This is a genomic window from Cupriavidus sp. OTU4054 (assembly GCF_038440175.1).
GTDB classification, from domain to species: Bacteria; Pseudomonadota; Gammaproteobacteria; order Burkholderiales; family Burkholderiaceae; genus Cupriavidus; species Cupriavidus pauculus_D.
The window spans coordinates 132,465-156,370 of sequence record NZ_JASATF010000012.1 but is presented as its reverse complement, the minus strand read 5'-3'; the positions used below and the strand labels follow the sequence as shown (position 1 = coordinate 156,370).

Sequence of the window (23,906 nt, the reverse complement as noted above, 5' to 3'; positions counted from 1 at the left end):
CCCTTGCGCAACTAGCATGCCCACGGGTGCCACACGTTGGAGGGGTACGGCCCACGGAGGGGCCTCGGGGAAATAACTCGTTGATTTATCGCGACTTATCGTGCGGTAGCGCACACAGTCGCGCCACGCGGGAGGAGACGATGCGGCGAAACGTCGGGGAATGTGTGTTCCGTGTCACGTAACAAATCGAAGGAACAAGGAACACCAGCGCGGAACATGAGCGCCGAACACTACCGGTAGCGGTCAGCGGCGGAACCAGAGTATCGATAGCGTACCGGCGATCACCAGCAGCAACACCGATGCCGCCGCGAACAGCGCGCTGACCTCGGTCTCCTTGCGCTCGAGCGCGAAGCGCGCCGTGAGCTGCCGGTACACCTTGCTGAGATCGGACGCCGAGCCCGCCTGGAAATATTCGCCGCCCGTCATCGTCGCCACCGCGCGCAGCGCGGGTTCGTCCAGCTGCATGAAGTAGGACAGGCTGTTGTCGCCGCCCGTCACACCCTGCGGCGAACCGAAGCCCACGGTGTAGACGCGGACGCCGCGCTGCGCGGCCATGCGCGCGGCCTCGATCGGATCGGGGCCCGTCGTGCGCCGCCCGTCGCTGAGCAGGATGACCGCGCCGTGACGGTACGAACCCGGTTCCGCCGGCGGCCGCTGCTGCTGGCGCTTGCGTGCCGCATCGGCGGCCGCGGCTTCGTCGAGCGAGCCGGGGCGGCTGCCGCGCTCCCATGCGCCGTTGAACAGGATGTTTTCGAGGTCGATTCCATCGTCCGGAAACAGCACGGCCAACGCCTGGATCAAACCGCTGCCGGTCGCGGTCCCACGCTGTAGCTGGAACCGGTCCAGCGCATCGAGCATGTCCTGGCGGTTGTTCGTCGGCGGCTGCACGACGGTGGCCGTCGTGGCAAAGGTCACGATGCCCAGCCGCACGCTGGCGGGCAATCCGACGATGAGATCGCGCGCGGCCTGCTGCGCGGCGACGATACGCGAAGGCGCGACATCGGTCGCCTCCATGCTGCGCGAGGTATCGACGGCCAATACCAGCGTGAGCACGTCAGCGGGCAATGTCACGGTTGCGCTGGGCCGCGCGCACGCAAGAATCGCGGCGGTCAGTGCAAACAGAAAAAGCAAGGGTGGTATGTGCCGCCGCAGACGTTGGCGGGGACCTAATGCAGCGCGCGGTAGCGCTAGACTGGCATAAAGGAGCGCGATCTTTTTCCGCCGCGCGAGCAGATAGACGTAGGCGGCTGCCAGCAACGGGAGCGCGAGCAGCAACCAGAGCATTTGCGGCCAGATAAACTGCATGCCCTGCTCCTTGGCGCGTGGACAAGAGGATGTTACTGTATTTTTGAAAGCGGTACGGGACGTCGGAGGCTGCAATGAAGCGGGTGACGATCTACGGATGGATCTCGGTGGCGATCGCACTGGTGTTTGCAGCCGGTGTGGGGACCGTCTGGCTCGTGCAGCCCAAGCCGCGCGTGCTCACGCAGGCGGACATCGACGCGGCCGTCCTGCACACGCTGACGACGAAGAGTCTGCCGTCGCGCACGGCCCGCGCGGCCGAGGCGGTGCGCGAGTCGGTGGTCGAGATTCGCGGCTATTCCCCCTCCGAGAAAACGCTGGCTGCGGCTTCCGCGCCCAATGCGCCCAACGGTTCCCCCAAGAACGCGCCCAAGGACGATCCGAAAAAACGCAAGGCCGAGAAGAAGGATCCGGCGCAGGATCGCGCGGGCAAGTCCGCGAAGCCGCCCCCGGCCGGACTCTCGCGTCCCGATGAACTCGCGAAGGATCCCGCAAGGGATGCGACGAAGGATCCCACCGGCGGCAAGGACAAATCCACGGACCGCCGCAAGGATGCGACGGGCCCCAAGGGCGCGCCCGCCGGCGACGACGAGCCGAGCCACATCGGGTCGGGCGTGGTCGTGACCGAGAGCGGCACCGTCATCACCAACTATCACGTCGTGGCGGGCGCAAGGCGCCTGGAGGTGCGCTTTCACGACGGTTATGTGGCCGAGGCCACAGTCGTGCAGGCGATTCCCGAAAAAGACCTCGCCATCGTCAAGCCGATGTCGATTCCCGACGACCTGCCCGCCGCCACGCTCGGCTCCAGCCGCGATCTCGCGCCGGGCTCGGAAGTGGTCGCGGTCGGCTTTCCGTTCGGCATCGGCCCTTCCGTCTCGGCCGGCGTGGTGTCGGGGCTCGATCGCGAGTTCATCTCGCCGGACAGCAAGGTCAAGCTCGACAAGCTCATTCAGTTCGACGCGGCGGCGAATCCCGGCAATTCCGGCGGCCCGCTGGTCAACATGAACGGCGAGGTCGTCGGTATCGTCACCGCCATCCTCAACCCCAGTCAGAGCGGCACCTTTATCGGCATCGGTTTTGCCATCACGATCGAGAGTGCGGGCGGTTCCCTTGGATCTTCTCCTTTCTGATCTCCTTTCCCAAGACGCGGAGGCCTATGAACGATCAAGCCCGTGGTGCTGCGGACAGCGCCAACATGATGGAGCGCCTGCTGTTCGAGGTGAAACGCGTCGTGGTCGGTCAGGACCACTTTCTGGAGCGCGTGCTCGTGGCCATGCTCGCGGGCGGCCACCTGCTCGTGGAAGGGGTGCCGGGGCTCGCGAAGACGCTCACAGTGAATACGCTCGCGCGCACGATGAGCGGCACGTTCAAGCGCATCCAGTTCACGCCGGACCTGCTGCCGGCCGATCTGATCGGCACGCGCATGTACAACCAGGGCACGGGCGAGTTCTCGACCGTGCGCGGCCCGGTGTTCGCCAACCTGCTGCTGGCCGATGAAATCAACCGCGCGCCGGCCAAGGTCCAGAGCGCGCTGCTCGAGGTCATGCAGGAGAAGCAGGTCACCATCGCCGGGGAGACGCATCGCGTGCCCTCGCCGTTCCTCGTGATGGCCACGCAGAACCCGATCGAGACGGAAGGCACGTATCCGCTGCCCGAAGCGCAGGTGGACCGCTTCATGATGAAGGTGCTGGTCGGCTACCCGAGCGAGGAAGAGGAGGTGGTCATCGTCAATCGCGTGACGGGGCCGCGCATCAACGTCGGCGCGATCGCCACGCCCGAGGTGCTTGCCGATCTGCAGGAAGAGTGCCGCCGCGTCTACGTGGACCCGGGACTGATCCAGTACGCGGTGCGCGTGGTCGCGGCCACGCGCAAGCCCAGCGCCTACGGGCTGGAGGACATGGACCGCTACGTGACCTTCGGCGCGAGCCCGCGCGCGACCATCGGCCTTATCGAAGGTGCGCGCGCGCTGGCCTACCTGCGCGCGCGGCACTACGCATTGCCCGAGGATGTGATCGACCTCGTGCCCGACGTGCTGCGGCACCGCCTTGCGCTGTCGTACGAAGCCATGTCCGACGGCGTGACCGCGGACCAGCTGATCGCGCGCATCCTGCAGGTGCTGCCCGTCCCCGAACGTCCGCTGGAATCCCATGTTCGGGCGGCTGCGCGGTAAGCGCCAGCGCGGTGCCGACACCGCGCCCCCGATCGATCCGCCGGTACCGCAGGCGACCGAGCGCGCCGGACTCGGTTCGGGCCATACCGATGCGCTCGTGCGGCGGCTCGAATGGACCGTCGTGCGGCGGCTCGACGGACTGCTGCAGGGCGACTACCGGACGCTGTTCCGCGGCTTCGGCCTCGACCTCGCCGATCTGCGCGAGTACCAGCCCGGCGACGACGTGCGCCATATCGACTGGAACGTGACCGCGCGCCTGCAGGTGCCGCACGTGCGCGAGTTCCAGGAAGACCGAGAGGTGTCCGTCTGGTTTCTGCTCGATCTGAGTGGGTCCGTCGGCTTCGGTTCGGGCGAGGTCAGCAAGCGCGACCTGCTCAGCGATTTCACGACCGTGATGGGACTGCTGCTGACGCGCTACGGCAACCGCGTCGGTGCGGTGCTCTATGGCGGGTCGGGCGCGAAAGGCGGGACTAAGGACGGGCGCAATCCGGCCGCCGCATCGGTGATCCCCGCCCGCGCGGGGCGCCGTCATCTGCTCCATATGATCGACCGCATGCACGCGACCCCGGCCGCGTCGCCAGGCGACACGCAACTGCGCGATCTGCTCGATCGCGCGCGCGGTGTCGCCACCCGGCGCTCGGTGATGTTCGTCGTGTCCGATTTCATCAGCACGCCCGGCTGGCAGGCGGCCCTCGGCACGCTTGCGCGCCGCCACGAGGTGGTGGCCGTGCGGCTCGTCGATCCGCTCGAGACGGCAATGCCCGATCTCGGCCTCGTGGTGTTGCAGGACGCCGAGACCGGCGAGCAGATGTTCGTCGACACGCACGACCCGGCCTTTCGCAAGCGCTTTGCGGAGGCGGCCGAAGCGCGCGAAGCGGAACTGCGACAGGGATTTGCCCGCGCGGGCGTCGCCTGCCTGACGCTCTCCACGTACGCGCGGCTCGACCTCGCACTGCTGCATTTCGCGCGCCAGCAGCAGCACCGGCAGAGCGCGAGCCGCGCCGCCGCCGAGTCGCTGGTCAAGGGAGCCGTGTAATGGATGCGATGGACCGCCTTCCGGTACTCAGCTTCCTGTGGCCCAGCCTGCTATGGCTGCTTGCGCTCGTGGTCCTGCTCGCGGCCGGCTACGTGTGGCTCGACCGGCGCCGGCGACGGACGGCCATTGCCTATCCCGCGCTGAAGACGATCGGTGTCGTGGCCAGGTCCGGCGCGGGATGGCGGCGCCATGTGCCGCCCGTGCTGGCGCTGCTCGCGCTGACCTCGCTCGTCGTGGCCATCGCGCGGCCGCAGGCCATCATGACGCTGCCCTCGCGCATCGAAACCGTCATCCTCGTCATCGACCTGTCGGGCAGCATGCGCGCGCAGGACATCAAGCCAAGCCGCATCCGCGCCGCGCAGCAGGCGGCCAAGGTTCTCGTGGATGCGCAGCCCGCGCGCGTGAGCACGGGTGTGGTCGCCATGGCGGGCACCGCCGCGCTCGCGCAGGCGCCCAGCCGCAGGAAGGACGAAGTCACGACGGCCATCGACAAGCTGCAGCCGCAGGGCGGCACCGCGCTCGGCAATGGGCTGCTTATCGCACTCACGGCATTGCTGCCGCAACTGAACAACGACGCAGCGCGCATGCTCAGCGACGACGATGACGCGATTCCGGTTCGCAAGCCGCGATCGGGCAACAACGCGGCGGACAACAATGGCGCGCCGCCTTCCGAAACCGCGCAGCCCGGCTCCTATGCGGCGGGCGCCATCGTGCTGTTCTCCGACGGCGAGAGCAATGCGGGACCCGCCGCGCTGCAGGCCGCGCAACTCGCGGCCGAGAATGGCGTGCGCATCTACACCGTGGGCGTCGGCACCACCGACGGCGTGGTGCTGAAGGTCGATGGCCTCTCCTCGCGCGTCAAGCTCGACGAGCAGGCGCTGAAGCAGGTGGCCGATGCCACCGATGGACAGTACTTCCGGCTGGAGGATGCGAGCAAGCTGACCAAGGTGTACGAGGCGCTGCACGCGAAGCTGTCGCTGGGCAAGCGCGACCAGACCGAAGTCACCGCGTTCTTCGCGGCATTCGGCGCCCTGCTCGCGACCATCGCGGGCATGCTGTCGCTATGGTGGTTCGGGCGCGTGCTGTAGTACACCTTTGTAGTCGGCCTGACGTCAATGCAGCATCAGCGCCACGTTGCGCTCGGCGAGCGCGGCAATCGTGCGCGAAGGATTGAGGCCGAGCGCGCGCGGCACGATCGCGCCATCCATCACGTATAGCCCGTCATAGCCGAACACGCGTCCGCGCGCATCGACGACGCCCTCCGCGGGCGACATCCCCATATTGCAGCCGCCCAGCGGATGCGGCGTCACGAGGTTGCGCAGCACGGTCCATGTCGGCGGCACCAGCGGCTTGCCGCCGGTTGCCTCCGACAGCATCCGGTGCGCGGCGATCATGCCCTCGATGACCGGCTCCGAACCGCGATACGACCACGACAGGTTCAGCCCGCGCCGCCACGGCGCATACCATTTGCGACGCAATAGCAGCTGTCCGTCGCCGGGCTCCAGCGCCTGGCCGAACCACGGCATCATCGTCTCGAGCGGATCGCCATCGGAAATCATCTCGCCCAGCTCGCGCCAGAACCGGCGCAGCTTGCCGCGCGGATGCCTGCGCAGACGGTCGCGTATGACGTTTCCCGCGACATCGGGCACGCCGCCGTCCTCGACGAACAGCGACTGTTCCCCGGGCCCCGCGCGATCGAGCAGATCGATCACGCAGGAGATGGTGATCCCGTGCGAGGGAGAGACCCGCCGATTGGGGTAGAACGCCGGCGTAACGAAATCCCCGTTGTGCGCCCAGCCATGGCCCAGCCTCGGCGACAATCCCGGCAGCGTGCGATGCTCGTCACGGCAGCGCAGCAACAGCTCGGTGCTGCCGATGGAGCCCGCGGCGATCAGCACGTTCGAGCCCGTGACGCTGCCGGGTATCCGCGCATGCGTCTCCACATCCAGCTGCTCGAACTGCACACGCCACCCGCGCGCAAGCGGTTCGAGCCTGTGTACGAGGTGCAGCGGCCAGATTTCCGCGCCATACGTTCTGGCGACGGCAAGATAGTTGAGGTCGAGCGTGTTCTTCGCGCCGACCTGGCAGCCGATATCGCAGTTGCCGCAATGCACGCACGTACCCTGCGTCTTGCCATGCGCGTTGACGAACGGCACCGAATGGCGATCGTCGCGCGCATCGGGAAGATTCGGCGACCACGTCGGCGAGAAGCTCACCGCGACCGGCAGCTTGCGGAAGCGATCGCCCCAGCCGCAGCGCTCCGCCGCCTCGCGCATCAACAGCTCGCGCGCGCTTTCCTGCCCCACGGGAACGGTCTGCACGTCGAGCATGCGACCCACCTCCTCGTAGTAGGGCCCCAGCGCCTCGTACGTGATCTCGGGCGGCCATCCCTGCAGGAAGACTTCGGGCTTCGCCTCGACCGACACGTTTGCGTAGATCAGCGAGCCGCCGCCGACGCCCGCGCCCGCGATGACCCATACGTCGCGGAACGTGCGCAGGTCCGCCCATCCATTGAAGCGATGCGGCAGCGACTGGTCCCACAGCCACGGCGCATCCAGGCCGCGTGGGTAGGTACCGGGCGACCACTCGCGTCCTCGCTCCAGCACCAGCACCTTGCGTCCGGCCTGTGCGAGCCGGCAGGCCGATACCGCGCCGCCGAACCCGCTGCCGATGACGATTGCGTCGTAGTCGCATGCATTCATGATGGCGCCCGGTTGGATGGCGTGCGGGGAATCTCGATCGGCGGCTCGATCAGATGCAGGCTCCTGGCCGGCACGGGCTCGCCATGCGCGGGGGCGAAGCGCGGCCCGTGATCGCCGGGCTGCACGCGCAGCCGCCATGTTCGCTTGACGTGCGTCAGGACCTTTGCGCCGCGGCCCAGTGTCCATCCCCGGCAGACGCGCTCGAGCTTGAGCGGGTATATGGTCAGCCTGTCGTCCTCGAAGTGCATGCGCAGAAAACACTTGTAGTCTTCGATACGCTGCGACGAGAACACTTCCTCGGCATGCAATCCCCATGCGCGGTTGGTCAGCACCATCCACACGCCGAACAGCAGCCCCCCGAGCGTGCTGCCGAGTACCAGCGTCTCGATGACGAAGACGCCGACCTGCCTCAGGTCGTCCGCGTCGAGTCCGAGGTGATGCAGGTTGACGCGTCCCATCAGCCAGAGCAGGCCCACGGCAAGCCCGAAATGCAGCAGACCGTGCACGGCGCCGGCGAAGAACGCGAAACCTGTCGCCCGCTTGACGCCCGACGCCGACAGCGCGCCGCATCCGCCGACGATCGCCAGCATGTACACCACCGACGAAGGGCTATGGGCGACGGCCCAGAACAGTTGCCGCCAGGTCTCGCACGCATTGCCGAGAGACGGCGGCAGGTCGGCCAGCACCTCCATCACGCTGCGGCCGCCTCGCATCGGGCTCGGCACCTTGCTCGCGCTCTGCACCATCCAGATCCACAGCAGATACAGCACGGCGAGCACACCGCAGAACGACAGGTTGCGCGTGGGAAGACGCCACGCATGGTCGCGCAGCCGCTCGGAGGTCGGCTTGTCCGGATAGATCGCCGCCAGCGTGTAATGCTGCTTGATGCCGGCCACGGTAATCGGCTTGGGCGGATCGGGCAGCGCATGCGTGCCGTGCACGAATGCGCCACCGCCGCCGCACGTAATGCGCTGCGGGGCGCCCGAGCCCGCGCGCGGCGCAAAGCGGGCATAGTGATGCGAATCGCCGGCCAGCACGAGCACGAGATGCTCGCCGAGCAGGACCTCGATTTCGCGCAGGCTCCGGAAGCGCGGCGTCAGCGTTTCGATCGACGGCAGCGCCTTGCGTCCTTCGCGTTCGACACGCTCGGCTTCATCCACCCAGCTCGGCTCGGGCGTGCACACCACGACGCGATCGCCGGGCAGCAGCGCCTTGTGCATCGCGTTGAAGTAATCGCGCTGCGGTCGATCGATGGCCGACTCCAGTTGCAGATCGAGCCCCCACACCCACCAGCCGGGCCGCACCTTGAGCGCGTAGTAGCTCGTGCGCTGCTTCGTGACCCATCGGCCCACGGGCTTGCCATTGCAGAACAGCTGCGCAAACCCGCGCAGACCGTCGTACCAGTCATGATTGCCCGGTGTGGCCAGCATCCATGGCGCGTCCGGGATTGCGATGGGTGCCTCGGGATCGCTCGTCGCCGCATCGGAGACGGGCGCGGGCGATGCGGCGCGAAAAGGGTCGAGGAAGCGTGTCCGGTAGCCATTGCGCGCGGGCGTCGGATAGACCTGATCGCCACCGAGCAGCAATACGCGGCCGGCGGGGAGCGTGCGCGGTGGCGCCTGGTCGAGCGTGACCGGCTGGCTCACGCACAGGGCCATCGAGTACGTGGAATCCCAGCCGTCGCCGGTATCGGCCAGATAGTCGATCCATACGCCATCGTCCGTGCCCGCGCCGCCCGCGGGCACCTCGAGCGGCGGATTGCTGGCAAGCGGCATGAGCGCGGCCTGCACCTCGCGAGGGTCCGCAAAGGCGCCCAGCGTCGTTGCCACGGCCGTGCGCAACGCCGTGCGTGCGAGCTGCAGCGGGCCAAGCCAGTTGACCATCGGCTCGCGCGTGTAGAGCTCGACGCGGCCGGCGCGCTCATCGACACCAGCGGCACCCGCCGGTGCTACGACCTTGCGAACCTCGATCGATTCGTCAACCACCGGACGGCCCCCCAGCGACTCATCGCGTCAACTGCACCGTGGATGGTGTGATTCATAGTGTATGGCGCGCGAAATTGCAAACCGCGCGCGGGCCGGGGCCGCGCGCGGACAGGACTGGGACGTCAGATGCTGATGCCTGCGTCAGGCGCGTCCGTCAGCCAAACTCGGCCGTCGAATACGCCACGCCGTCGCGGCCCGGATCGGCGCCGCCCTCGAGCATGGCGCCCGCGATACGGATCGCATGCACCCACGCGATGGTGTAGTTGTACGGGTTGCGAATGACCTCGTAGCCGATCTGCTCGAGCTCCCGCGCGACGGCGCGCGGAATGCGATTGCTGATATCGATCGCATTGCTCGTCGACGAGAAGCGCGGTGCCGAGACGGCCTGCTGCATCGGCATGCCGAAGTCCACCACGTTCATGATCGCCTGCAGCACGCCCATCGCGATCTGCGTGCCGCCGGGCGCGCCGAGCACGATCTCGGGCTTGCCGTCGCGGAAGACGATGGTCGGGCATGACGACGTGAACCGCCGTTTGCCCGGGGCGATGCTGCCCGCGCGGCCAGGCCGCGGATCGAAGACGCCCATGCAGCCGTTGTAGAGGAAGCCCAGCCCGTCGGTAATCGCGCCGGAGGGCATGGCAAGCGAATGCGTCAGCGACACGCAGTTGCCATCGCGATCGACCACCGACAGATGCGTGGTATCGCGCGGCACCACGTGGCCCGGGTTCACGCGCGTGACGGCAACACGCTCGCCCGCGCGCACCGCGGCGGCCGTGCGGTCCGCGCGCGCATCGGACAGCAGGTCCGCGAGCGGCACGTCCACGAACGCCGGATCGCCGATATGCAGGTCCTTGTCCACGGTCGCCTGCTTCATGACCTCGCAGACGATGCGCATGTACTCGGGCGAGTTGTGCGCGATGGCGCCGAAGTCGAAGCGCTCCAGCGCATGGAGCATCTCCAGCAGCATCGCGCCTCCACCGGGCGGCTGGTTCGTGGTAACGACGCGGTCGCGATAGCGGCCGACCAGCGGCTTCTGGCGAATGACGCGATAGTCCTCGAGGTCCTTGCGCGTGAGCAGGCCGCCGTGCGCGCGCATGTCGGCATCGATGGCCTCGGCGATGGCGCCGCGATAGAACGTATCGGCACCGCCACGCGCAATCTCTTCCAGCACGCCGGCAAAGTCCCTGTTGACCACAGGCATGCCGATGGTCTTCGGCAGACCATCCTCCTTGCAGTACAGCGCCCGGCCCGATGCACTATAGGCCAGCCGCTCCCGATTGCTCGCGCGGCCCAGCGTGGCATCGTCGTTCCAGAACGAATACATGCCCGGCCGCACAAAGTAGCCGTCGCGCGCCCATGCGATCGCCGGGGCGACCACTTCCGCCCACGGCAGGCGGCCGTGGGCGGCATGCATCGCCTCCAGCCCGCGCAGCGTGCCCGGCGTGGCGATGGACTGGTAGCCGATATCGTTGACGCGGTCCTTGATGAAGAAGCCGAAGCCGTCGCGGGCCTCGCCTTCCAGCATGTCCGCCCACATGTCGGCCCGCGCGCTGCCCGGCGCCGTCGCATGGAAGTCGAAGTATTCGTGCACGCCGCCCTCGGGCTTGTACACCACGCCGGTGCCGAAGCCCGCGATACCGCACATCAGGGGATCGACCACGGTCTGCGCCAGCGCGCAGGCGACGGCCGCGTCGACGGCATTGCCGCCGGCCTTGAGGATCTCGATGCCCGATTCGGCCGCTTCCGGCTGCGGGCATACCACCATTCCAGTGTCGTACATGATCGGTCGTCCGTTCCCGGTTGGCCTCAATTGGCCTTGAAGTCGATGTTCGCGATGGCGTCCTGCAGCTTGGCGGTATCGCGCGCGGTCAGTTGCATCAGACGTTCGCGCGCACCCGGCATCGCGACCACCTGCATGGCCTTGAGCTTGTCGAGCGCGGTCTTGTCCGCGAGAAAGCGTTGCGTGGCGGCATGCAGGCGCGTCAGCACCTCGGCGGAGGTGCCCGCCTTTGCCGCCACGCCCATCCAGCCGAGGTCGTCGAATCCGACGAGGCCCAGTTCGGCGGCGGTGGGCACATCGGGCAGGTCGGGCGTGCGCTTCGGCGCGAACTGCACGAGCGGCACGAGCTTGCCCGCGCGGATCTGCGGCATCGCCGAGCCCAGCACCGGCGCCATGATCTGCGTCTGTCCACCGACGGTGGCCACGATGCCATCCGGCTCACCCTTGTACGGGATATGCGTCAGCCGGATGTTCTGGTTCTTCTGGAACAACTCCACGACGACGTGCGTGGAATTGCCCGCGCCAGAGGAGGCGAAGTTGATCGCGCCCGGATTCGCCTTGGCGGCGGCGATCAGGTCCGCGAGCGTGCGGTAACCGGTCTGGGGGTTGGCGACGAGTACGAACGGCACGGTGGTCAGCACGGCCACGGGCGCGAAGTCCTTCTCGGGGGAATAGCTCAGCGGCGCGTAGGCAAACTTGTTCAGCACCATCTGCGACACGCCGGCGAGGAACAGCGTGCAGCCATCGGCAGGCTGGGACAGCACGTACTTGGCCGCGATGACGCCGCCCGCGCCCGCGCGGTTCTCCACCACCAAGGGCGTGCCGATGTCGCGCCCGACGTTCTCTGCCCACATGCGCGCGAGCGTATCGGTGCTGCCACCGGCCTGCTGCGACACCACGAGCCGGATCGGCCGCGTGTTACCGGGTTCTCCGCAGGCCCATCCGGCCGCCGATGCACCCATAGCGAGCACCGTCGCCAGCAGTTTCCCCAGAATGGAGATTTTTCTCATGTCGTTTCCCTCGTGGTCGGTCTGATTTTCGATTGCGCTGTGGCCGCAGGCGCGACAATATTGGCGTGGCCGCCACGGAACGGCCAGTGAAATGTTCCGAACCATGTATGAGCAAATACTCATGGATCAGTCGCCCGACACCGTGGCGTGGGCCCGGCGCCTGCGCATGCGCCACCTCGAATCGTTCCTGGTACTCAATGAAGCGGGCACGCTGACGCTGGCCGCGGAGCGGCTGCATATGACGCAGTCCGCCGTCTCGCACTGGCTCAGCGAGATGGAAGATCTGGTCGGCGCCAGGCTCGTGCTACGCGGCAAGCGCATGACGCTGACGGCGGCCGGGGAGGCAGTGCGGAAGCTCGCGCTGCGCGTGCTCGGCGAGGTCAGCCGCACCAGCGACGAACTGGTGTCGCTGGCCAAGGGCGATGTGGCGCGGCTGCATATCGGCAGCGTGACGGCGGGTGTGGCGCATCTGATCCCGCGGGCGATCCTCGCCTTTCAGGCACGGCACGCCGACGTGGCGTTCCAGGTCACCGAGGGGACGTTCAACGTATTGCTGGGCAGGCTCGAGGAGCGCGAATACGACCTGATCGTGGGCTCCATCGATGCGCGCGCGTATGGGCCCCACCTCGAACACGAGGTGCTCTTTGCCGACGACATCGCCATCGTCGTCAGCCCGGATCACCCGCTCGCCCAGGCGACAACGGTATCGTGGAGCGAGCTGTACCAGTACGCATGGGTGATGCCGCCCCGCGAGACGCTGATGCGCGTGCGGCTCGACACCACGTTGCTCGAACGTGGCGGGGCGGGCATCAAACCCAGCGTCGAGACGGGCTCCGTCGTCGTGCTCGAGTCCGTCCTGCGCGGCAGCACCTATATCGGCGTCTGCTCGGCCGCCATCGCCCGGCACCTGACCGGCCTCGGCCTCGTCACCACGCTGCCCATCGCCGACGTCGGCTCGTTCGGCCCCGTGGGCGCGGTCTGGCGCCGTGGCGGCCAGAACGAGACGATCGCGAATTTCCTGGCGCTGCTGCGGGCGGAGGCGTCGCTAAGGTGACAGCACGTCCCGAATGCGCGCGAGTGCCGAGAGCGTATGTTCGAGGTGCTCGCGCATCGCGTCCGATGCTTCCGCGTTGCGCCCGTGTTCCAGCAGCGAGAGGATATGCAGATGCTGCCGCGCATGCGCGGCATAGCGCGCGCGGTCTCGCATCGAGCGGTACGACAGCAGCCGGCGCACGCGATTGACGCGCCGGATGGCGTCGATGAAGAACGCGTTGCCCGAGGCCTCCACCAGCGCTTCGTGAAAGCGCACGCCGCGATCGTGCAACTGGTCCGCGGTGTCGGTCTCGATGCCGCCATCGAGCAGATGCTGCTCGGCCGCGCGCAGCCGTTCGAGCGTGCGTGGGTCCAGCGCGTAGCCCGGTTCCAGCAGCGCGGCGGGTTCAAGGGCGAGCCGCATGCGGTAGGACTGCAGCAGCGAATCCGGCGTGGTCAGCATCGTCGAGAACTGCCAGCCATAACCGGGCTTGCGTTCGCCCCAGCCTTCCTGCGCGATGCGCGTGAGCACGGCGTTCAGTTGCGCGGCCGTCAGGCCGTAGCGCGCGCGCAGGGTCTGCTCCGCGACTTCCATCGGCAATTCGCCGCGCAGCAGATCCTCGGCCACCTGGAAGTAGGCGGCGGTGACGGCGTCCGGCGCCGTGGCCTCGAGCGACGCCACCGGCTGCGCGACGAAGAAGCCGCGATGCTTTTCGCGCGTGACGACGCCCTTCTCGTGCAGCAGCGCCAATGCCTCGTTGACGGGGGAGCGAGAGATACGCAGCCGGTCCGCGAGCATTTGCGCGGGCAGATGCGTGCCCGCAGGCAGACGTTCGGCGTGGATCAGCGCAACGATCTGATTGACGACATGGCTGGCGATCGACCGGTCCTGGCTCATGGCTGGCTCATGGCAATGGTAACGAGGCTGAAGAGGCATGTTGCGCGAGCGTCTTTTGCAGGATCGACGGGATCACGCCGCCATGGCGCAGCAGTTCGACCTCGCGGCGTGTTTCCACGGCCGCGATGGCATGGAACGTTTCCGCGCCGCCTCCCGCACGCTCGATGCGGACCGGTATGGTACCGCGCGGCACGAGCATGTCCGCCTCGGCCCGCACATGCAGGCGGTCGCCGGGCCGGATGGCCAGCGTGTGCGGGTCGATGCCATCGGGCATCCGCAGCGGCAGGATACCCATGCCGATGAGGTTGGAGCGGTGTATACGCTCGAAGCTCGTCGCGAGCACCGCGCGAACGCCGAGCAGCCGCTGGCCCTTGGCAGCCCAGTCGCGCGAGGAGCCCGTGCCGTAACGCGCGCCCGCCACCAGCACCACGGCATCGCCGTCCTGCCGGTAGCGCTGCGCCGCTTCGAAGATCGGCATCACCGCTGCGCTGGGTACGTGCACGGTATGTGCGATGGGCGCATCGGGCTGCAACAGGTTGACAAGCGTGCGGTTGTAGAACGCGGCGCGCATCATCACTTCCCAGTTGCCGCGGCGCGATGCGAAGACGTTGAGGTCGTCGCGATCGTCGCCGCGGCTCACGAGGAAGTCCGCGACGAAGCTATCCTTCGGGATGGCGCTGGCCGGCGAGATATGGTCGGTGGTGACGTCGTCGCCGAGCACGAGCAGCGGCCAGGCCGTGTAATCGCCGAGCTGCGAGCCCCACTGTGCGTCGGTAGCGGCGAATGGCGGACGCCGCAGCGTGGTGGAAGCCTTCCGCCACGGGTAGCGCGGTGCGTCGGTCGCGGGCAATGCGGCCCACGCCGGGTTGCGCGATGCCTCCGCAAACGCCGTGGCGTAGTCGGCGGCATTGGCGCCGGCCGCTAGCGCGGCCGCAATCTCTTCGCGCGTGGGCCACAGGTCCGCGAGGAATACCGGCGTGCCGTCGGCGGCCGTCTGTACCGGTTCAAGCCGCAGGTCGCGCGCCGCATCGCCGGCGAGCGCGAACGCAATGACGAGCGGCGGCGACATGATGAACGCCAGATCGAGGTCGGGATGGATACGGCCCGGGAAGTTGCGGTTGCCGGACAGCATGGCCACGGGCCGTGCCGACCCTTGCGCGATGGCATCGCGCATCGCGGGCGTGAGCGGTCCCGCGTTGCCGATGCAGGTGGTGCAGCCGAAGCCGACGATATCGAATCCCACCGCCGCCAGATCGTCCCGCAGTCCGCTGCGTTCGAGATAGCGCGACGCGGCGGGCGACCCTGGCGCGAGCGATGTCTTGATCCATGGTGCGACCGTGAGCCCGCGCGCGCGGGCCTTGCGCGCGACGATCCCCGCCGCCATCAGCAATGCGGGATCGGATGTGTTGGTGCAACTCGTGATGGCCGCGATCGCGACCGGGTGGGGCGGCATTGCATCGCCGGAGGGACGGTCGGGCGGAAAGGCCGCGAGCGCGCGCGCGGTGTCGCCAAAGGCCAGCAGGTCCTGCGGCCGCCGCGGCCCGGCGACGTGCATGCCGACCGTCGACAGATCGATGTCGATCGTGCGCGTGTACCGGGGAGCCGCGTCCGCGTCGAACCACAGCCCGGTACGCCGCGCATACGCCTGCACCAGCGCGATATGTCCGCTATCGCGCCCGGTGGTACGCAGGTAATCGAGCGTGCGCGCGTCGATGGGAAAAAAGCCCGTGGTCGCGCCATACTCGGGCGCCATGTTCGCGACCACCGCGCGATCGCCGGCGCTCAGCGTGGACACGCCGGGCCCGAAGAATTCCACGAACTCGCCCGAGACGCCGATGGCCCGCAGCCGCTGCGTGACCGTCAGCGCAAGATCCGTGGCCAGCGTGCCCGGTGGCAGCGCATGCGTGAGGCGTACGCCGATCACATCCGGAATCCGCTGCATCACGGGCAGGCCGAACATCACGGTCTGCGCCTCGAGTCCGCCCACGCCCCATCCCAGCACGCCAATGCCATTGATCATCGGCGTATGGCTGTCGGTGCCGATCAGCGTATCGGGCACGGCCCACGTCTCGCCATCGCGCTCGAGGGCGGTGACCACGGTCGCCAGTTGCTCGAGGTTGATCGTATGCATGATGCCCGTACCGGGCGGATGGATCCGCACGCCATGCAGCGCGCGCGATGCCCAGCGCAGAAAGCCGTAGCGCTCGGCATTGCGCCGACATTCGATGCGCAGGTTCTCCGCCGCGGCGTCGCCGCGTGCAAACGCCTCGACGGCGAGCGAATGATCGACCGACACATCGACGGGCAGCGTGGGACGCAGCGAGGACGGGTCGGCGCCTGCTTCCGCCAGCGCATCGCGCATGGCGGCGATGTCCACGAGCGCCGGCGTGCTCGTGGTGTCATGCATGAGCACGCGCCCGGGCTGGAACTCGATCTCGGCCTCGCTGGTGCCGGTCTCCAGCCATCCGGCGATGGCGGCGATGGCCTCCTCGCGCTCGTTGCCGTCCATGTTGCGCGCCACGTTCTCCGCCAGCAGACGCAGCACGACGGGCAGGCGCTGCAAGGCCGGGCCGAGGCGCGCACCGATGTCGATATGGCGGTACGTGCGGCCGTGCACCTCGAAGGTGGCGGTAGGGGCGGCGCGCGGTGCAGGCGAGACGGGTGGCAGATTCATACCTGCCACTTTGCATAATTTCACGTGCAAATGCAATAACGTCGTATACGGGTAGACCCTGATACGCATGCGCTGGCGTCATGCATGCATGCGCAGCGAGCGTTTGTCGCGTCTTCGACGGGCACCTAACATCGGCTGGAGCCTAGTCAAGACTGACGAACGGAGAGAGAAACCCCCATGCAAGCCAGCGCCCCTGCCCGTCGCGCGCCCCCTTCAGCGAGCGCGCCCCCTCATATCGGAGCGAGCCAGCGCCGCCGCGCGATCGTTGCCACCGTCATCGGCAACGGCCTCGAATGGTTCGACTTCACCGTGTACAGCTTCTTCGCGGTCATCATCGCCAAGCTGTTCTTTCCGACCGGCAACGAACTGACGTCGCTGCTGCTTGCCGTGGCCACGTTCGGCGTCGGCTTCTTCATGCGGCCCGTGGGCGGTATCCTGCTCGGCATCTACGCGGACCGCGTGGGCCGCAAGGCCGCGCTGTCGCTGACCATCCTGCTGATGGCGGCCGGCACCACGCTGATCGGCATTGCGCCGACCTATGACCAGATCGGGCTGTTCGCGCCCATGCTGATCGTCATCGCGCGCCTCATGCAGGGCTTCTCCGCCGGCGGCGAGATGGGGGGCGCCACCGCGTTCCTCACCGAATACGCGCCGGAGAACCAGCGTGCCTATTACTCGAGCTGGATCCAGGCGAGCATCGGTGTGGCCGTGCTGCTCGGCGCGGCCGTGGGCACGTTCGTCACCGCGTCGCTGAGTCCCGAAGCGCTGAACAGCTGGGGCTGGCGCCTGCCGTTCCTCATCGGCATGATCATCGGGCCGGTCGGTTACTACATTCGTCATCACCTCGACGAGACGCCGACGTTCCAGGCCGCGACCGACAAGACCGATTCGCCGCTGAAGGAAGTGCTGCGCGATTACCCGCGCCAGACCGCGGCCAGCTTCTCGATGGTGATCCTCTGGACCGTCTGCACGTACGTGCTGCTGTTCTACATGCCGACGTATGCCGTCAAGGTCCTGCACGTGCCGCAATCCACGGGCTTCGTCGCGGGCATGGCCGGTGGCCTCGCGATCATGGTGTTCTCGCCGATCGTCGGCATGATCGCCGACCGTCGCGGCCGCCGCGGCCTGCTGTCGGGTGCCGCCGCGCTGATCTTCGCGCTGGCGTGGCCGATGTTCGTGTACATCAACCACACGCCGGGCCTCGCGTCGCTGCTGGTATTCCAGATCGTGTTCGGCGTGCTCATCGCCACGTACACGGGTCCGATCCTGGCGGCATTCTCGGAACTGTTCCCGGCCAAGGTGCTGTCCACGGGCCTGTCCGTCGCCTATAACCTCGCTGTGACGATCTTCGGCGGCTTTGCCTCGTTCTTCATCACCTGGCTGATCGCCAGCACCGGCAGCACCATGGCGCCCGCGATCTACGTGATGATTGCCGCGGCCATCAGCTTCTGCGGCACGCGCCTCGTGCGCGAACCCGCTTATCTGCGCAAGTGAATATGACTCAAGTGCTTCTGAAGGGCGGCAACGTCCTCGACCCGGTCCGCGGCAACCTGCGGAACCGCCACGATGTCCTGATCGACGGCGAACGTATCGTCGAAGTCTCGGGCACGCCGATCCATGCGCCCAATGCAAAGGCGATCGACGTGACCGGCAAGACCGTGATGCCGGGCCTCATCGACCTGCACGTACACGTGCTGGCATCGCTGGCCAACCTCGGCATCAACGCCGTGCAGCCTAACGTGCTGGTGGCCTTCCGCGCGATGCCGATCATGCGTGGCATGCTCGAGCGCGGCTTCACGACCGTGCGCGATGCCGGCGGCGCGGACTGGGGCCTCTCCCAGGCCGTGGCCACTGGCCTCGTGCCGGGTCCGCGCATCTTCCCGTCGGGCAAGGCGCTGTCGCAGACCGGCGGCCACGGCGACTTCCGTCCGCGCAGCGACGTGCTCGAGCCTTGCTCGTGCGCGTTCCGCGCGGGCGCCATCGCGCGCGTCGCCGATGGCGTGGATGCGGTGCGCCTGGCGGTGCGCGAGGAAATCCAGAAAGGCGCCACGCAGATCAAGATCATGGCCTCCGGCGGCGTGGCGTCGCCGACCGATCCCATCGGCAACACGCAATACAGCGAGGACGAGATCCGCGCGATCGTGGCCGAGGCGGAAGCCGCGCAGACGTACGTGATGGCGCATGCGTACACGGGCCGCGCCATCACGCGCGCGGTACGCTGCGGCGCACGGACGATCGAACACGGTAACCTCGTCGATATGTCCGCCGCGCGCGTCATGCGCGAGCATGGCGCATTCGTGGTGCCGACGCTGATCACCTATGACGCGCTCGCGCGCGACGGTGCCCGCCTGGGCCTGCCCGCGGACTCGGTGGCCAAGATCGAGACCGTCCGGGAAGCGGGCCGCGCCTCGCTTGCGATCTACGCGGAAGCGGGCGTGCCGATGGGCTTCGGCTCCGACCTCCTGGGCGAGATGCATCAGTACCAGTCCGAGGAATTCCTGATCCGCGCGGAGCTGCTCGGCAACGCGGAAGCGGTGCGCTCCGCGACCTCCATCGCGGCCGATATCCTGCAGCGCGAGGGCGAACTCGGCACGATCGCGGCCGGTGCGCTGGCCGACGTGCTCGTGGTCGATGGCGATCCGCTCAAGGACATCCGCGTGCTGGCGGGACCCGAAGCGCGTATCGAGATGGTGATGCAAGCCGGCCGAATCCATCGCGGCTGACCCGGGAGCGGGGTGCACGGCCCATGGCATGGGCCTTGCGAGATGGCGAGTCTTGCCGGAGGGGGCGCCGTGGTTGCGTTTACCATTGATGCCACCCCGCTTCACGACACGCCATTCCCCATGCGAATTTCCCCGCTACCGCCGCTGCCCTGCCTGGTCGCCTTCGAATCGGCGATGCGGCACGGCAGCTTCACCCGCGCAGCAGCCGAGCTGCACCTGACGCAGAGTGCGATCAGCCGGCAGGTCGCCCAACTCGAGCGCTTTCTCGGGAAGAAGCTGTTCATTCGCGAGACGCGCGCGCTGCGCCTGACCGTCAGCGGTCAGCAGTACGCCGAGCAGGTGCAACGCCTGCTCGTGGACTGCGCGGAAGCGACCGAGGATGTGATGAAGCGCAAGGGGCAGGTCGAGCTCACGGTCGCGTGCTCCTCCGGCGTGGCCGTGTTGTGGCTCACGCCGCGTCTCGCGGCCTTCCGCGCCCGTCATCCCGATTTCCGCATCCGCCTCGTCGTCAACGACAGCCTGGCCTCGCTCGCCGGCACCGACTTCGATATCGGCCTCTATTACCTGCGCGAAGGCGCGCCGAGCGGCGTGGCCTCGCGCAGGCTCTATGACGAGGAAGTCTTTCCGGTCTGCGCGCCGCATTACCTGAACGGCCGCACGCTGTCGGTCGCCGAGCTGCCGAACGAATCGCTGCTGGTGCTGGAAGACGCCCAGCGGCAGTGGATGTCGTGGCCCGCGTGGTTTGCGCGCAATGGCCTGCGCGAAACCCGGTTCGAGCGCGAGGTCGTCGTCAATACCTATCCCGTGCTCGTGCAGATGGCGATCGAAGGGCAGGGCATCGTGCTCGGCTGGCGCCATATGATCGACCGCTGCATCGAAGCGGGCCTGCTCGTGCGCGCCTGCGAGGCGAGCGCATCGCTGGGGGGCGGCTACTACGCGGTGTGGCCGCGGGACCGCGCGGAACCGGTGGCCGCCCGTACCTTCCGCCAGTGGCTCGTCGAGGAGTCCGGCGCGGACGCATGAGCGAGTCGGTGCGCACACATGACTGGCAGGCAACGGAACTGGGGGCGGGCGCGACGTTACGTAACACGTAACGCCATCCGAGGGTCCGACGCACCGCACCGCCCGGCCCTCCAGTCAGCACAAGTCATTGATCCGGAAGGTTTTTCGTCCTTGCGCCATGCCGTTCGCCATCAGGTGACGTGGCTGGCACGTCCATTGCAAAAATAGGACGTCTGGGCCGACAGGCCCGTGGCAAGGCAGCACTACAACCCCAGGCCCGTCCCGCACTGCCTGGGGTTTTTTTCGGGCCGGTCGGCGGTTGCGTAGCGACGACAACATACTCGGAACCCGATCCCCATGTGCGGGTCGAACGGCAACGTTCGTTCTGCCGGTCCATGCCATGCCTCCCGCAACTCATCGCCATGTCGAGATCGACTTCATCCGTGGCCTGGCGCTGCTGTTCATCGTCGTAGACCACGTTGACGGCAGCGTGCTCGGCCAATATACGCTGCGCAATTTCGCGGCCTGCGATGCGGCCGAGGCGTTCGTCTTCCTGTCCGGTTACTCGGCCGCCGCGGCGTTTCAGGCCATTGCGGACCGCAAGGATCCGCGCACCGCCCAGCGGCGCTTTCTGCGGCGGGGATGGGAGATCTATCGCGCGTTCATCGTCACCGCGCTGCTGATGCTCGCGTGCGGCCTGATCCTGACGCGGCTTGCGGTGCCGCCGCCCGCGCTCGATGCAACCGAGATCGCCGCGTTCCTCGCCAGTCCGTTCTCCACGCTGATCGAAGTGGCCACGCTCGCGCGGCAGCCGTACGTCGCCGATATCCTGCCGATGTACATGCTGTTCATGCTCGCGGTGCCCGCGTCGATCGGGTTCGCCAGACGATCGCCGTATGGCTTCCTCGTGATCAGCATCGTGTTGTGGGCGATGGCGCCGTGGCTGGGCAAGGCGTTGCCGAGCACCGCCGAGTACGGATGGACGTTCAACCCCTTTGCCTGGCAACTGCTGTTCGCGCTCGGCCTGCTCGCGCGTCTGCGGCCCGATGCCGTGCTGCCCGACAGCGCGGGCAAGCGCCGCATGGTCACGTGGCTGGCCATCGCGATGACGCTGTTCGGCATCGTCGTGTCGTACCTATGGATGCGGCCCGAACTCTTCGAGGCGATCGCGCCCGAGTGGCTGCGTCAGGAGCTCGCGTTCGGCGAGAAGAAGTCCTCGCTCGCGGCCATCCGTCTCGCAAGCTTTCTCGGCGTGGCCTGGCTCGTCTACGTACTGGGTGCGCGCGGCTGGTTCCATCAGCTGGCGCTGACGCTGCGCCCCGTGGCGCAGATCGGCAAGCGCAGCCTGTTCTGCTTCGTGGTGGGTTCGGTCATCTCGATCGGTATCGAAGGGATGACCTACTCGCTCGGCGGCGGCTTTCCCGCGAAATCCGTCGCGCTGTTCGGCGATATCTGCGCGGTGGCGCTGCTGTTATGCGCGGGCGTGGTGTGGGATCGGGTCGTGACGAAGCGGCGCGCGCAACTGGTGTCCGTTGTCCGTTAGGGGGACGACGATTCTCGGCGCTGCGGCGCCGCCCCGGCGTTCAGTAACCGCGCGCGGCCTCGTACAGGTCGGGAACCGCTTCGCCGGCTTCGGCGAGCCGGATCAGCGCGGCCGCACGGTGCGCGCGATCGGTGCGCGAGGGCGTGGACGCGCAGTGCGGCGTCACGATGACGCGCGGGTGATCCCATAGCGGCGAATCCTTCGGCAACGGCTCGGCGTCGAACACATCGAGCATCGCCGTGGACACGTGCCCCGCATCGAGCAGCGCGAGCAGGTCCGCGGTCACCACATGCGCGGCGCGGCCGACGTTGAGCAGGCTCGCTCCGCGCGGGAGCATCGACAGCCGCGCCCGATCGAGCAGCCCCACCGTGTCCGGCGTCTGCGGCAGCAGATTGACGAGGATGTCGCAGCCCGCCAGAAAGGCCGGCAGCGCCATCATGCCGTGCGAGGTCGCGACGCCCTCGATCGTCTTCGCCGAGCGCGACCAGCCCGACGTCTGGAAACCGAGCGTCGCCAGATAGCGTGCCGCGTGGAGACCCAGCGCGCCAAGCCCCAGCACGCCGACACGCGTGCGGCGCGCGAGCGGCATCTCTGGCGGAATGCGCCAGTGCCGCTCGGTCTGCTGGCGGGCGATCGTCCGCATGTCGCGCATCAGCATCAGCGCGGCCATGCCGACGAACTCGGCCATGCCCTCGCGCGTCTCCGGCAGGATCATGCGTGCGAGCGGTACGTGGCGCGGATAGTCGGCATCGGCGAGCACATGGTCCACGCCCGCGCCCGTGCTGATCACGAGGCGCAGGTTCGGAAACGTCGCCAGCACGCCCGCGTCGGGCTCCCATACCAGCGCGTGCGTCACCGCCGCCGGATCGACGCCGGGCTCGCCCCACATGCGGACCTCGGCTTCCGGCAACGCCGCCGCGAACGCGGCGCGCCACTCGGGCATCGCCGCCGCGCCACCGGACTTGACCACTACGAGCAGGCGTTCAGGCATCGCGAATCAGCGCTCCACCTGACGGTTCCACTGGCGATCCCAGTTCGACCGGTTCTGGTTGATCTGCGTCCAGTCCACGGTGACCGCGGTCTTCAGGTATTCCTTCATCGTCGCGAGTTCCTGCCCCGCCTTGCCGGACGCGGTCACGTCGGTGTTGGTCGGGTTGTACGAACCGCCTTCGAGCGCGGCCTTCTGCGCATCCACGCTGAGCAGGTACGCAGCGAGCTTCTGCGACAGATCCTGCTCGGTATTGTTGGCGATGACGCATTGCGCGACCATCAGCACCACGGCGCCTTCCTTCGGCGGCGCATACGCGACGGGCAGCCCGCGCGACTGAAAGATGGTGGTCATGCTCGGCGTGAACGGGAACACGGCGGCCTCGCCCGACTGCACCATCTCCGAGAGCTTCGCGGAGTTCGACACGTACTCGAGCACGTTCGGCCCCACCGTCGTCGGCCACGCCTTGAAGCCCGGCTCCACGTTGGCCTCGTTGCCACCGCGAATGCGGTTGAGCATCAGGAACCCGTGCAGGCCGAACGTCGACGACGGCAGCGACTGGAACACGACCTTGCCCTTGTACTTCGGGTCACCGAGGTCCTGCCAGCTCGTCGGCGGCGCCCAGCCCTTTTCCTTGAAGATCTTGGTGTTGTAGCCGATGCCGGTCATGCTCATCGTCACGCCCGTGGCCATGTCGTTCTCGATATGCGCCTGCGGATAGAGCTTCTTGCTGTTGGCGGAAGCCGGCTGCTTCTCGCACAGGCCCATGCGGATGGCGCGGTACATCAGGCCGTCGTCGAGGAACATCAGATGCAGCTGCGGCTTGGCGCGCGCGGCAAGCGCCTTGGCCAGGATATCGGACGAAGTGCCGGGCACGACGACGATCTTCACGTCGTTCGCGCGCTCGAAGGCCTTGAACACGTGCTCCGAGTAGGTCTTCTCCATCGCGCCGCCGTTCATGCCCACATACAGCGTGCGCGTGGCGGCCTGTGCACCGGCCATGCCGCAACACAGCGCGGCGATCGCGCCCAAACCGGTGAGGAAGTGTTTCATCAGTGAGC

18 protein-coding genes are annotated in these 23,906 nt (G+C 67.7%); 9 read left to right on the top strand and 9 right to left on the bottom strand.

Annotated features, from left to right (window positions below; all coding sequences use genetic code 11):
* Positions 1-243: 243 nt before the first annotated feature.
* On the bottom strand, positions 244-1,305 hold the full coding sequence (locus AAHB16_RS16205; protein ID WP_150375396.1) for a VWA domain-containing protein: 1,062 nt from the start codon (positions 1,303-1,305) through the stop codon (positions 244-246).
* Between the two features lie 74 nt (positions 1,306-1,379).
* Between AAHB16_RS16205 and AAHB16_RS16200 the strand changes: the two genes are divergently transcribed.
* The 4 genes from AAHB16_RS16200 to AAHB16_RS16185 are packed head-to-tail and all read left to right on the top strand — an operon-like array spanning position 1,380 to position 5,596.
* Positions 1,380-2,432, top strand: a complete 1,053-nt coding sequence (locus tag AAHB16_RS16200; RefSeq protein ID WP_150375398.1) for a trypsin-like peptidase domain-containing protein — start codon at positions 1,380-1,382, stop codon at positions 2,430-2,432.
* Between the two features lie 26 nt (positions 2,433-2,458).
* Positions 2,459-3,472: an AAA family ATPase gene (locus AAHB16_RS16195; protein WP_342051453.1), complete on the top strand. Its 1,014-nt coding sequence runs from the start codon at positions 2,459-2,461 to the stop codon at positions 3,470-3,472.
* Complete coding sequence (locus tag AAHB16_RS16190; protein ID WP_150375402.1) at positions 3,450-4,508, top strand: DUF58 domain-containing protein; 1,059 nt, start codon at positions 3,450-3,452, stop codon at positions 4,506-4,508. Before AAHB16_RS16195 ends, AAHB16_RS16190 begins: the two co-directional genes overlap by 23 nt.
* Positions 4,508-5,596 (top strand): VWA domain-containing protein, encoded by a 1,089-nt coding sequence (locus AAHB16_RS16185; RefSeq protein WP_342051452.1) that lies wholly within the window; start codon positions 4,508-4,510, stop codon positions 5,594-5,596. The genes AAHB16_RS16190 and AAHB16_RS16185 overlap by 1 nt, the downstream gene beginning before the upstream one ends.
* 24 nt (positions 5,597-5,620) lie before the next feature.
* On the opposite strand, the gene AAHB16_RS16180 is transcribed toward AAHB16_RS16185, so the two are convergent.
* From AAHB16_RS16180 to AAHB16_RS16165, 4 genes are all read right to left on the bottom strand, one after another.
* Positions 5,621-7,210, bottom strand: coding sequence for a GMC oxidoreductase (locus tag AAHB16_RS16180; protein ID WP_342051451.1), 1,590 nt, complete (start codon positions 7,208-7,210; stop codon positions 5,621-5,623).
* Entirely contained in the window at positions 7,207-9,195 is a 1,989-nt protein-coding gene (locus AAHB16_RS16175; RefSeq protein ID WP_223851564.1) for a preprotein translocase subunit YajC, read from the bottom strand. Before AAHB16_RS16175 ends, AAHB16_RS16180 begins: the two co-directional genes overlap by 4 nt.
* A 154-nt stretch (positions 9,196-9,349) precedes the next feature.
* Positions 9,350-10,975: a gamma-glutamyltransferase gene (gene ggt / locus AAHB16_RS16170; RefSeq protein WP_223851565.1), complete on the bottom strand. Its 1,626-nt coding sequence runs from the start codon at positions 10,973-10,975 to the stop codon at positions 9,350-9,352.
* A gap of 26 nt (positions 10,976-11,001) precedes the next feature.
* Positions 11,002-11,985: a Bug family tripartite tricarboxylate transporter substrate binding protein gene (locus AAHB16_RS16165; RefSeq protein WP_342051450.1), complete on the bottom strand. Its 984-nt coding sequence runs from the start codon at positions 11,983-11,985 to the stop codon at positions 11,002-11,004.
* A 121-nt stretch (positions 11,986-12,106) separates the two neighbouring features.
* Here AAHB16_RS16165 and AAHB16_RS16160 point away from each other — a divergent pair, with 121 nt between their 5' ends.
* Positions 12,107-13,039 (top strand): LysR family transcriptional regulator, encoded by a 933-nt coding sequence (locus AAHB16_RS16160; protein ID WP_223851566.1) that lies wholly within the window; start codon positions 12,107-12,109, stop codon positions 13,037-13,039.
* Here AAHB16_RS16160 and AAHB16_RS16155 read toward each other — a convergent pair.
* Together AAHB16_RS16155 and acnA are read right to left on the bottom strand one after the other, a co-directional pair.
* Positions 13,031-13,915, bottom strand: coding sequence for a GntR family transcriptional regulator (locus AAHB16_RS16155; protein WP_150375410.1), 885 nt, complete (start codon positions 13,913-13,915; stop codon positions 13,031-13,033). The genes AAHB16_RS16160 and AAHB16_RS16155 overlap by 9 nt on opposite strands.
* 7 nt (positions 13,916-13,922) lie before the next feature.
* On the bottom strand, positions 13,923-16,589 hold the full coding sequence (gene acnA / locus AAHB16_RS16150; RefSeq protein ID WP_342051449.1) for an aconitate hydratase AcnA: 2,667 nt from the start codon (positions 16,587-16,589) through the stop codon (positions 13,923-13,925).
* Positions 16,590-16,766: 177 nt separating this feature from the next.
* Here acnA and AAHB16_RS16145 point away from each other — a divergent pair, with 177 nt between their 5' ends.
* The 4 genes from AAHB16_RS16145 to AAHB16_RS16130 all read left to right on the top strand — a co-directional run bounded on the left by AAHB16_RS16145 (position 16,767) and on the right by AAHB16_RS16130 (position 21,857).
* Positions 16,767-18,083 (top strand): MFS transporter, encoded by a 1,317-nt coding sequence (locus AAHB16_RS16145; RefSeq protein ID WP_150375414.1) that lies wholly within the window; start codon positions 16,767-16,769, stop codon positions 18,081-18,083.
* Positions 18,084-18,085: 2 nt separating this feature from the next.
* Complete coding sequence (locus AAHB16_RS16140; protein WP_150375416.1) at positions 18,086-19,312, top strand: metal-dependent hydrolase family protein; 1,227 nt, start codon at positions 18,086-18,088, stop codon at positions 19,310-19,312.
* Between the two features lie 120 nt (positions 19,313-19,432).
* Positions 19,433-20,335 carry a LysR substrate-binding domain-containing protein gene (locus AAHB16_RS16135; protein WP_342051448.1) on the top strand — a complete coding sequence of 301 codons (903 nt, stop codon included), beginning with the start codon at positions 19,433-19,435 and terminating at the stop codon, positions 20,333-20,335.
* 379 nt (positions 20,336-20,714) lie between these two features.
* Positions 20,715-21,857, top strand: a complete 1,143-nt coding sequence (locus AAHB16_RS16130) for an OpgC domain-containing protein (protein WP_342051447.1) — start codon at positions 20,715-20,717, stop codon at positions 21,855-21,857.
* Positions 21,858-21,897: 40 nt separating this feature from the next.
* Here AAHB16_RS16130 and AAHB16_RS16125 read toward each other — a convergent pair whose 3' ends face one another.
* Positions 21,898-22,848, bottom strand: a complete 951-nt coding sequence (locus AAHB16_RS16125; protein WP_342051446.1) for a 2-hydroxyacid dehydrogenase — start codon at positions 22,846-22,848, stop codon at positions 21,898-21,900.
* Between the two features lie 6 nt (positions 22,849-22,854).
* Positions 22,855-23,898, bottom strand: coding sequence for an extracellular solute-binding protein (locus tag AAHB16_RS16120; protein ID WP_150375422.1), 1,044 nt, complete (start codon positions 23,896-23,898; stop codon positions 22,855-22,857).
* Positions 23,899-23,906 lie beyond the last annotated feature (8 nt).

What these genes read in the sequence shown, in the direction of transcription:
- AAHB16_RS16205 (WP_150375396.1), bottom strand. Translation starts at nt 1,305, where the DNA reads ATGCAGTTTATCTGGCCGCAAATGCTCTGGTTGCTGCTCGCGCTCCCG.
- AAHB16_RS16200 (WP_150375398.1), top strand. Translation starts at nt 1,380, where the DNA reads ATGAAGCGGGTGACGATCTACGGATGGATCTCGGTGGCGATCGCACTG.
- AAHB16_RS16195 (WP_342051453.1), top strand. Translation starts at nt 2,459, where the DNA reads ATGAACGATCAAGCCCGTGGTGCTGCGGACAGCGCCAACATGATGGAG.
- AAHB16_RS16190 (WP_150375402.1), top strand. Translation starts at nt 3,450, where the DNA reads ATGTTCGGGCGGCTGCGCGGTAAGCGCCAGCGCGGTGCCGACACCGCG.
- AAHB16_RS16185 (WP_342051452.1), top strand. Translation starts at nt 4,508, where the DNA reads ATGGATGCGATGGACCGCCTTCCGGTACTCAGCTTCCTGTGGCCCAGC.
- AAHB16_RS16180 (WP_342051451.1), bottom strand. Translation starts at nt 7,210, where the DNA reads ATGAATGCATGCGACTACGACGCAATCGTCATCGGCAGCGGGTTCGGC.
- ggt (WP_223851565.1), bottom strand. Translation starts at nt 10,975, where the DNA reads ATGTACGACACTGGAATGGTGGTATGCCCGCAGCCGGAAGCGGCCGAA.
- AAHB16_RS16165 (WP_342051450.1), bottom strand. Translation starts at nt 11,985, where the DNA reads ATGAGAAAAATCTCCATTCTGGGGAAACTGCTGGCGACGGTGCTCGCT.
- AAHB16_RS16160 (WP_223851566.1), top strand. Translation starts at nt 12,107, where the DNA reads ATGGATCAGTCGCCCGACACCGTGGCGTGGGCCCGGCGCCTGCGCATG.
- AAHB16_RS16155 (WP_150375410.1), bottom strand. Translation starts at nt 13,915, where the DNA reads ATGAGCCAGGACCGGTCGATCGCCAGCCATGTCGTCAATCAGATCGTT.
- acnA (WP_342051449.1), bottom strand. Translation starts at nt 16,589, where the DNA reads ATGAATCTGCCACCCGTCTCGCCTGCACCGCGCGCCGCCCCTACCGCC.
- AAHB16_RS16145 (WP_150375414.1), top strand. Translation starts at nt 16,767, where the DNA reads ATGCAAGCCAGCGCCCCTGCCCGTCGCGCGCCCCCTTCAGCGAGCGCG.
- AAHB16_RS16140 (WP_150375416.1), top strand. Translation starts at nt 18,086, where the DNA reads ATGACTCAAGTGCTTCTGAAGGGCGGCAACGTCCTCGACCCGGTCCGC.
- AAHB16_RS16135 (WP_342051448.1), top strand. Translation starts at nt 19,433, where the DNA reads ATGCGAATTTCCCCGCTACCGCCGCTGCCCTGCCTGGTCGCCTTCGAA.
- AAHB16_RS16130 (WP_342051447.1), top strand. Translation starts at nt 20,715, where the DNA reads ATGCCTCCCGCAACTCATCGCCATGTCGAGATCGACTTCATCCGTGGC.
- AAHB16_RS16125 (WP_342051446.1), bottom strand. Translation starts at nt 22,848, where the DNA reads ATGCCTGAACGCCTGCTCGTAGTGGTCAAGTCCGGTGGCGCGGCGGCG.
- AAHB16_RS16120 (WP_150375422.1), bottom strand. Translation starts at nt 23,898, where the DNA reads ATGAAACACTTCCTCACCGGTTTGGGCGCGATCGCCGCGCTGTGTTGC.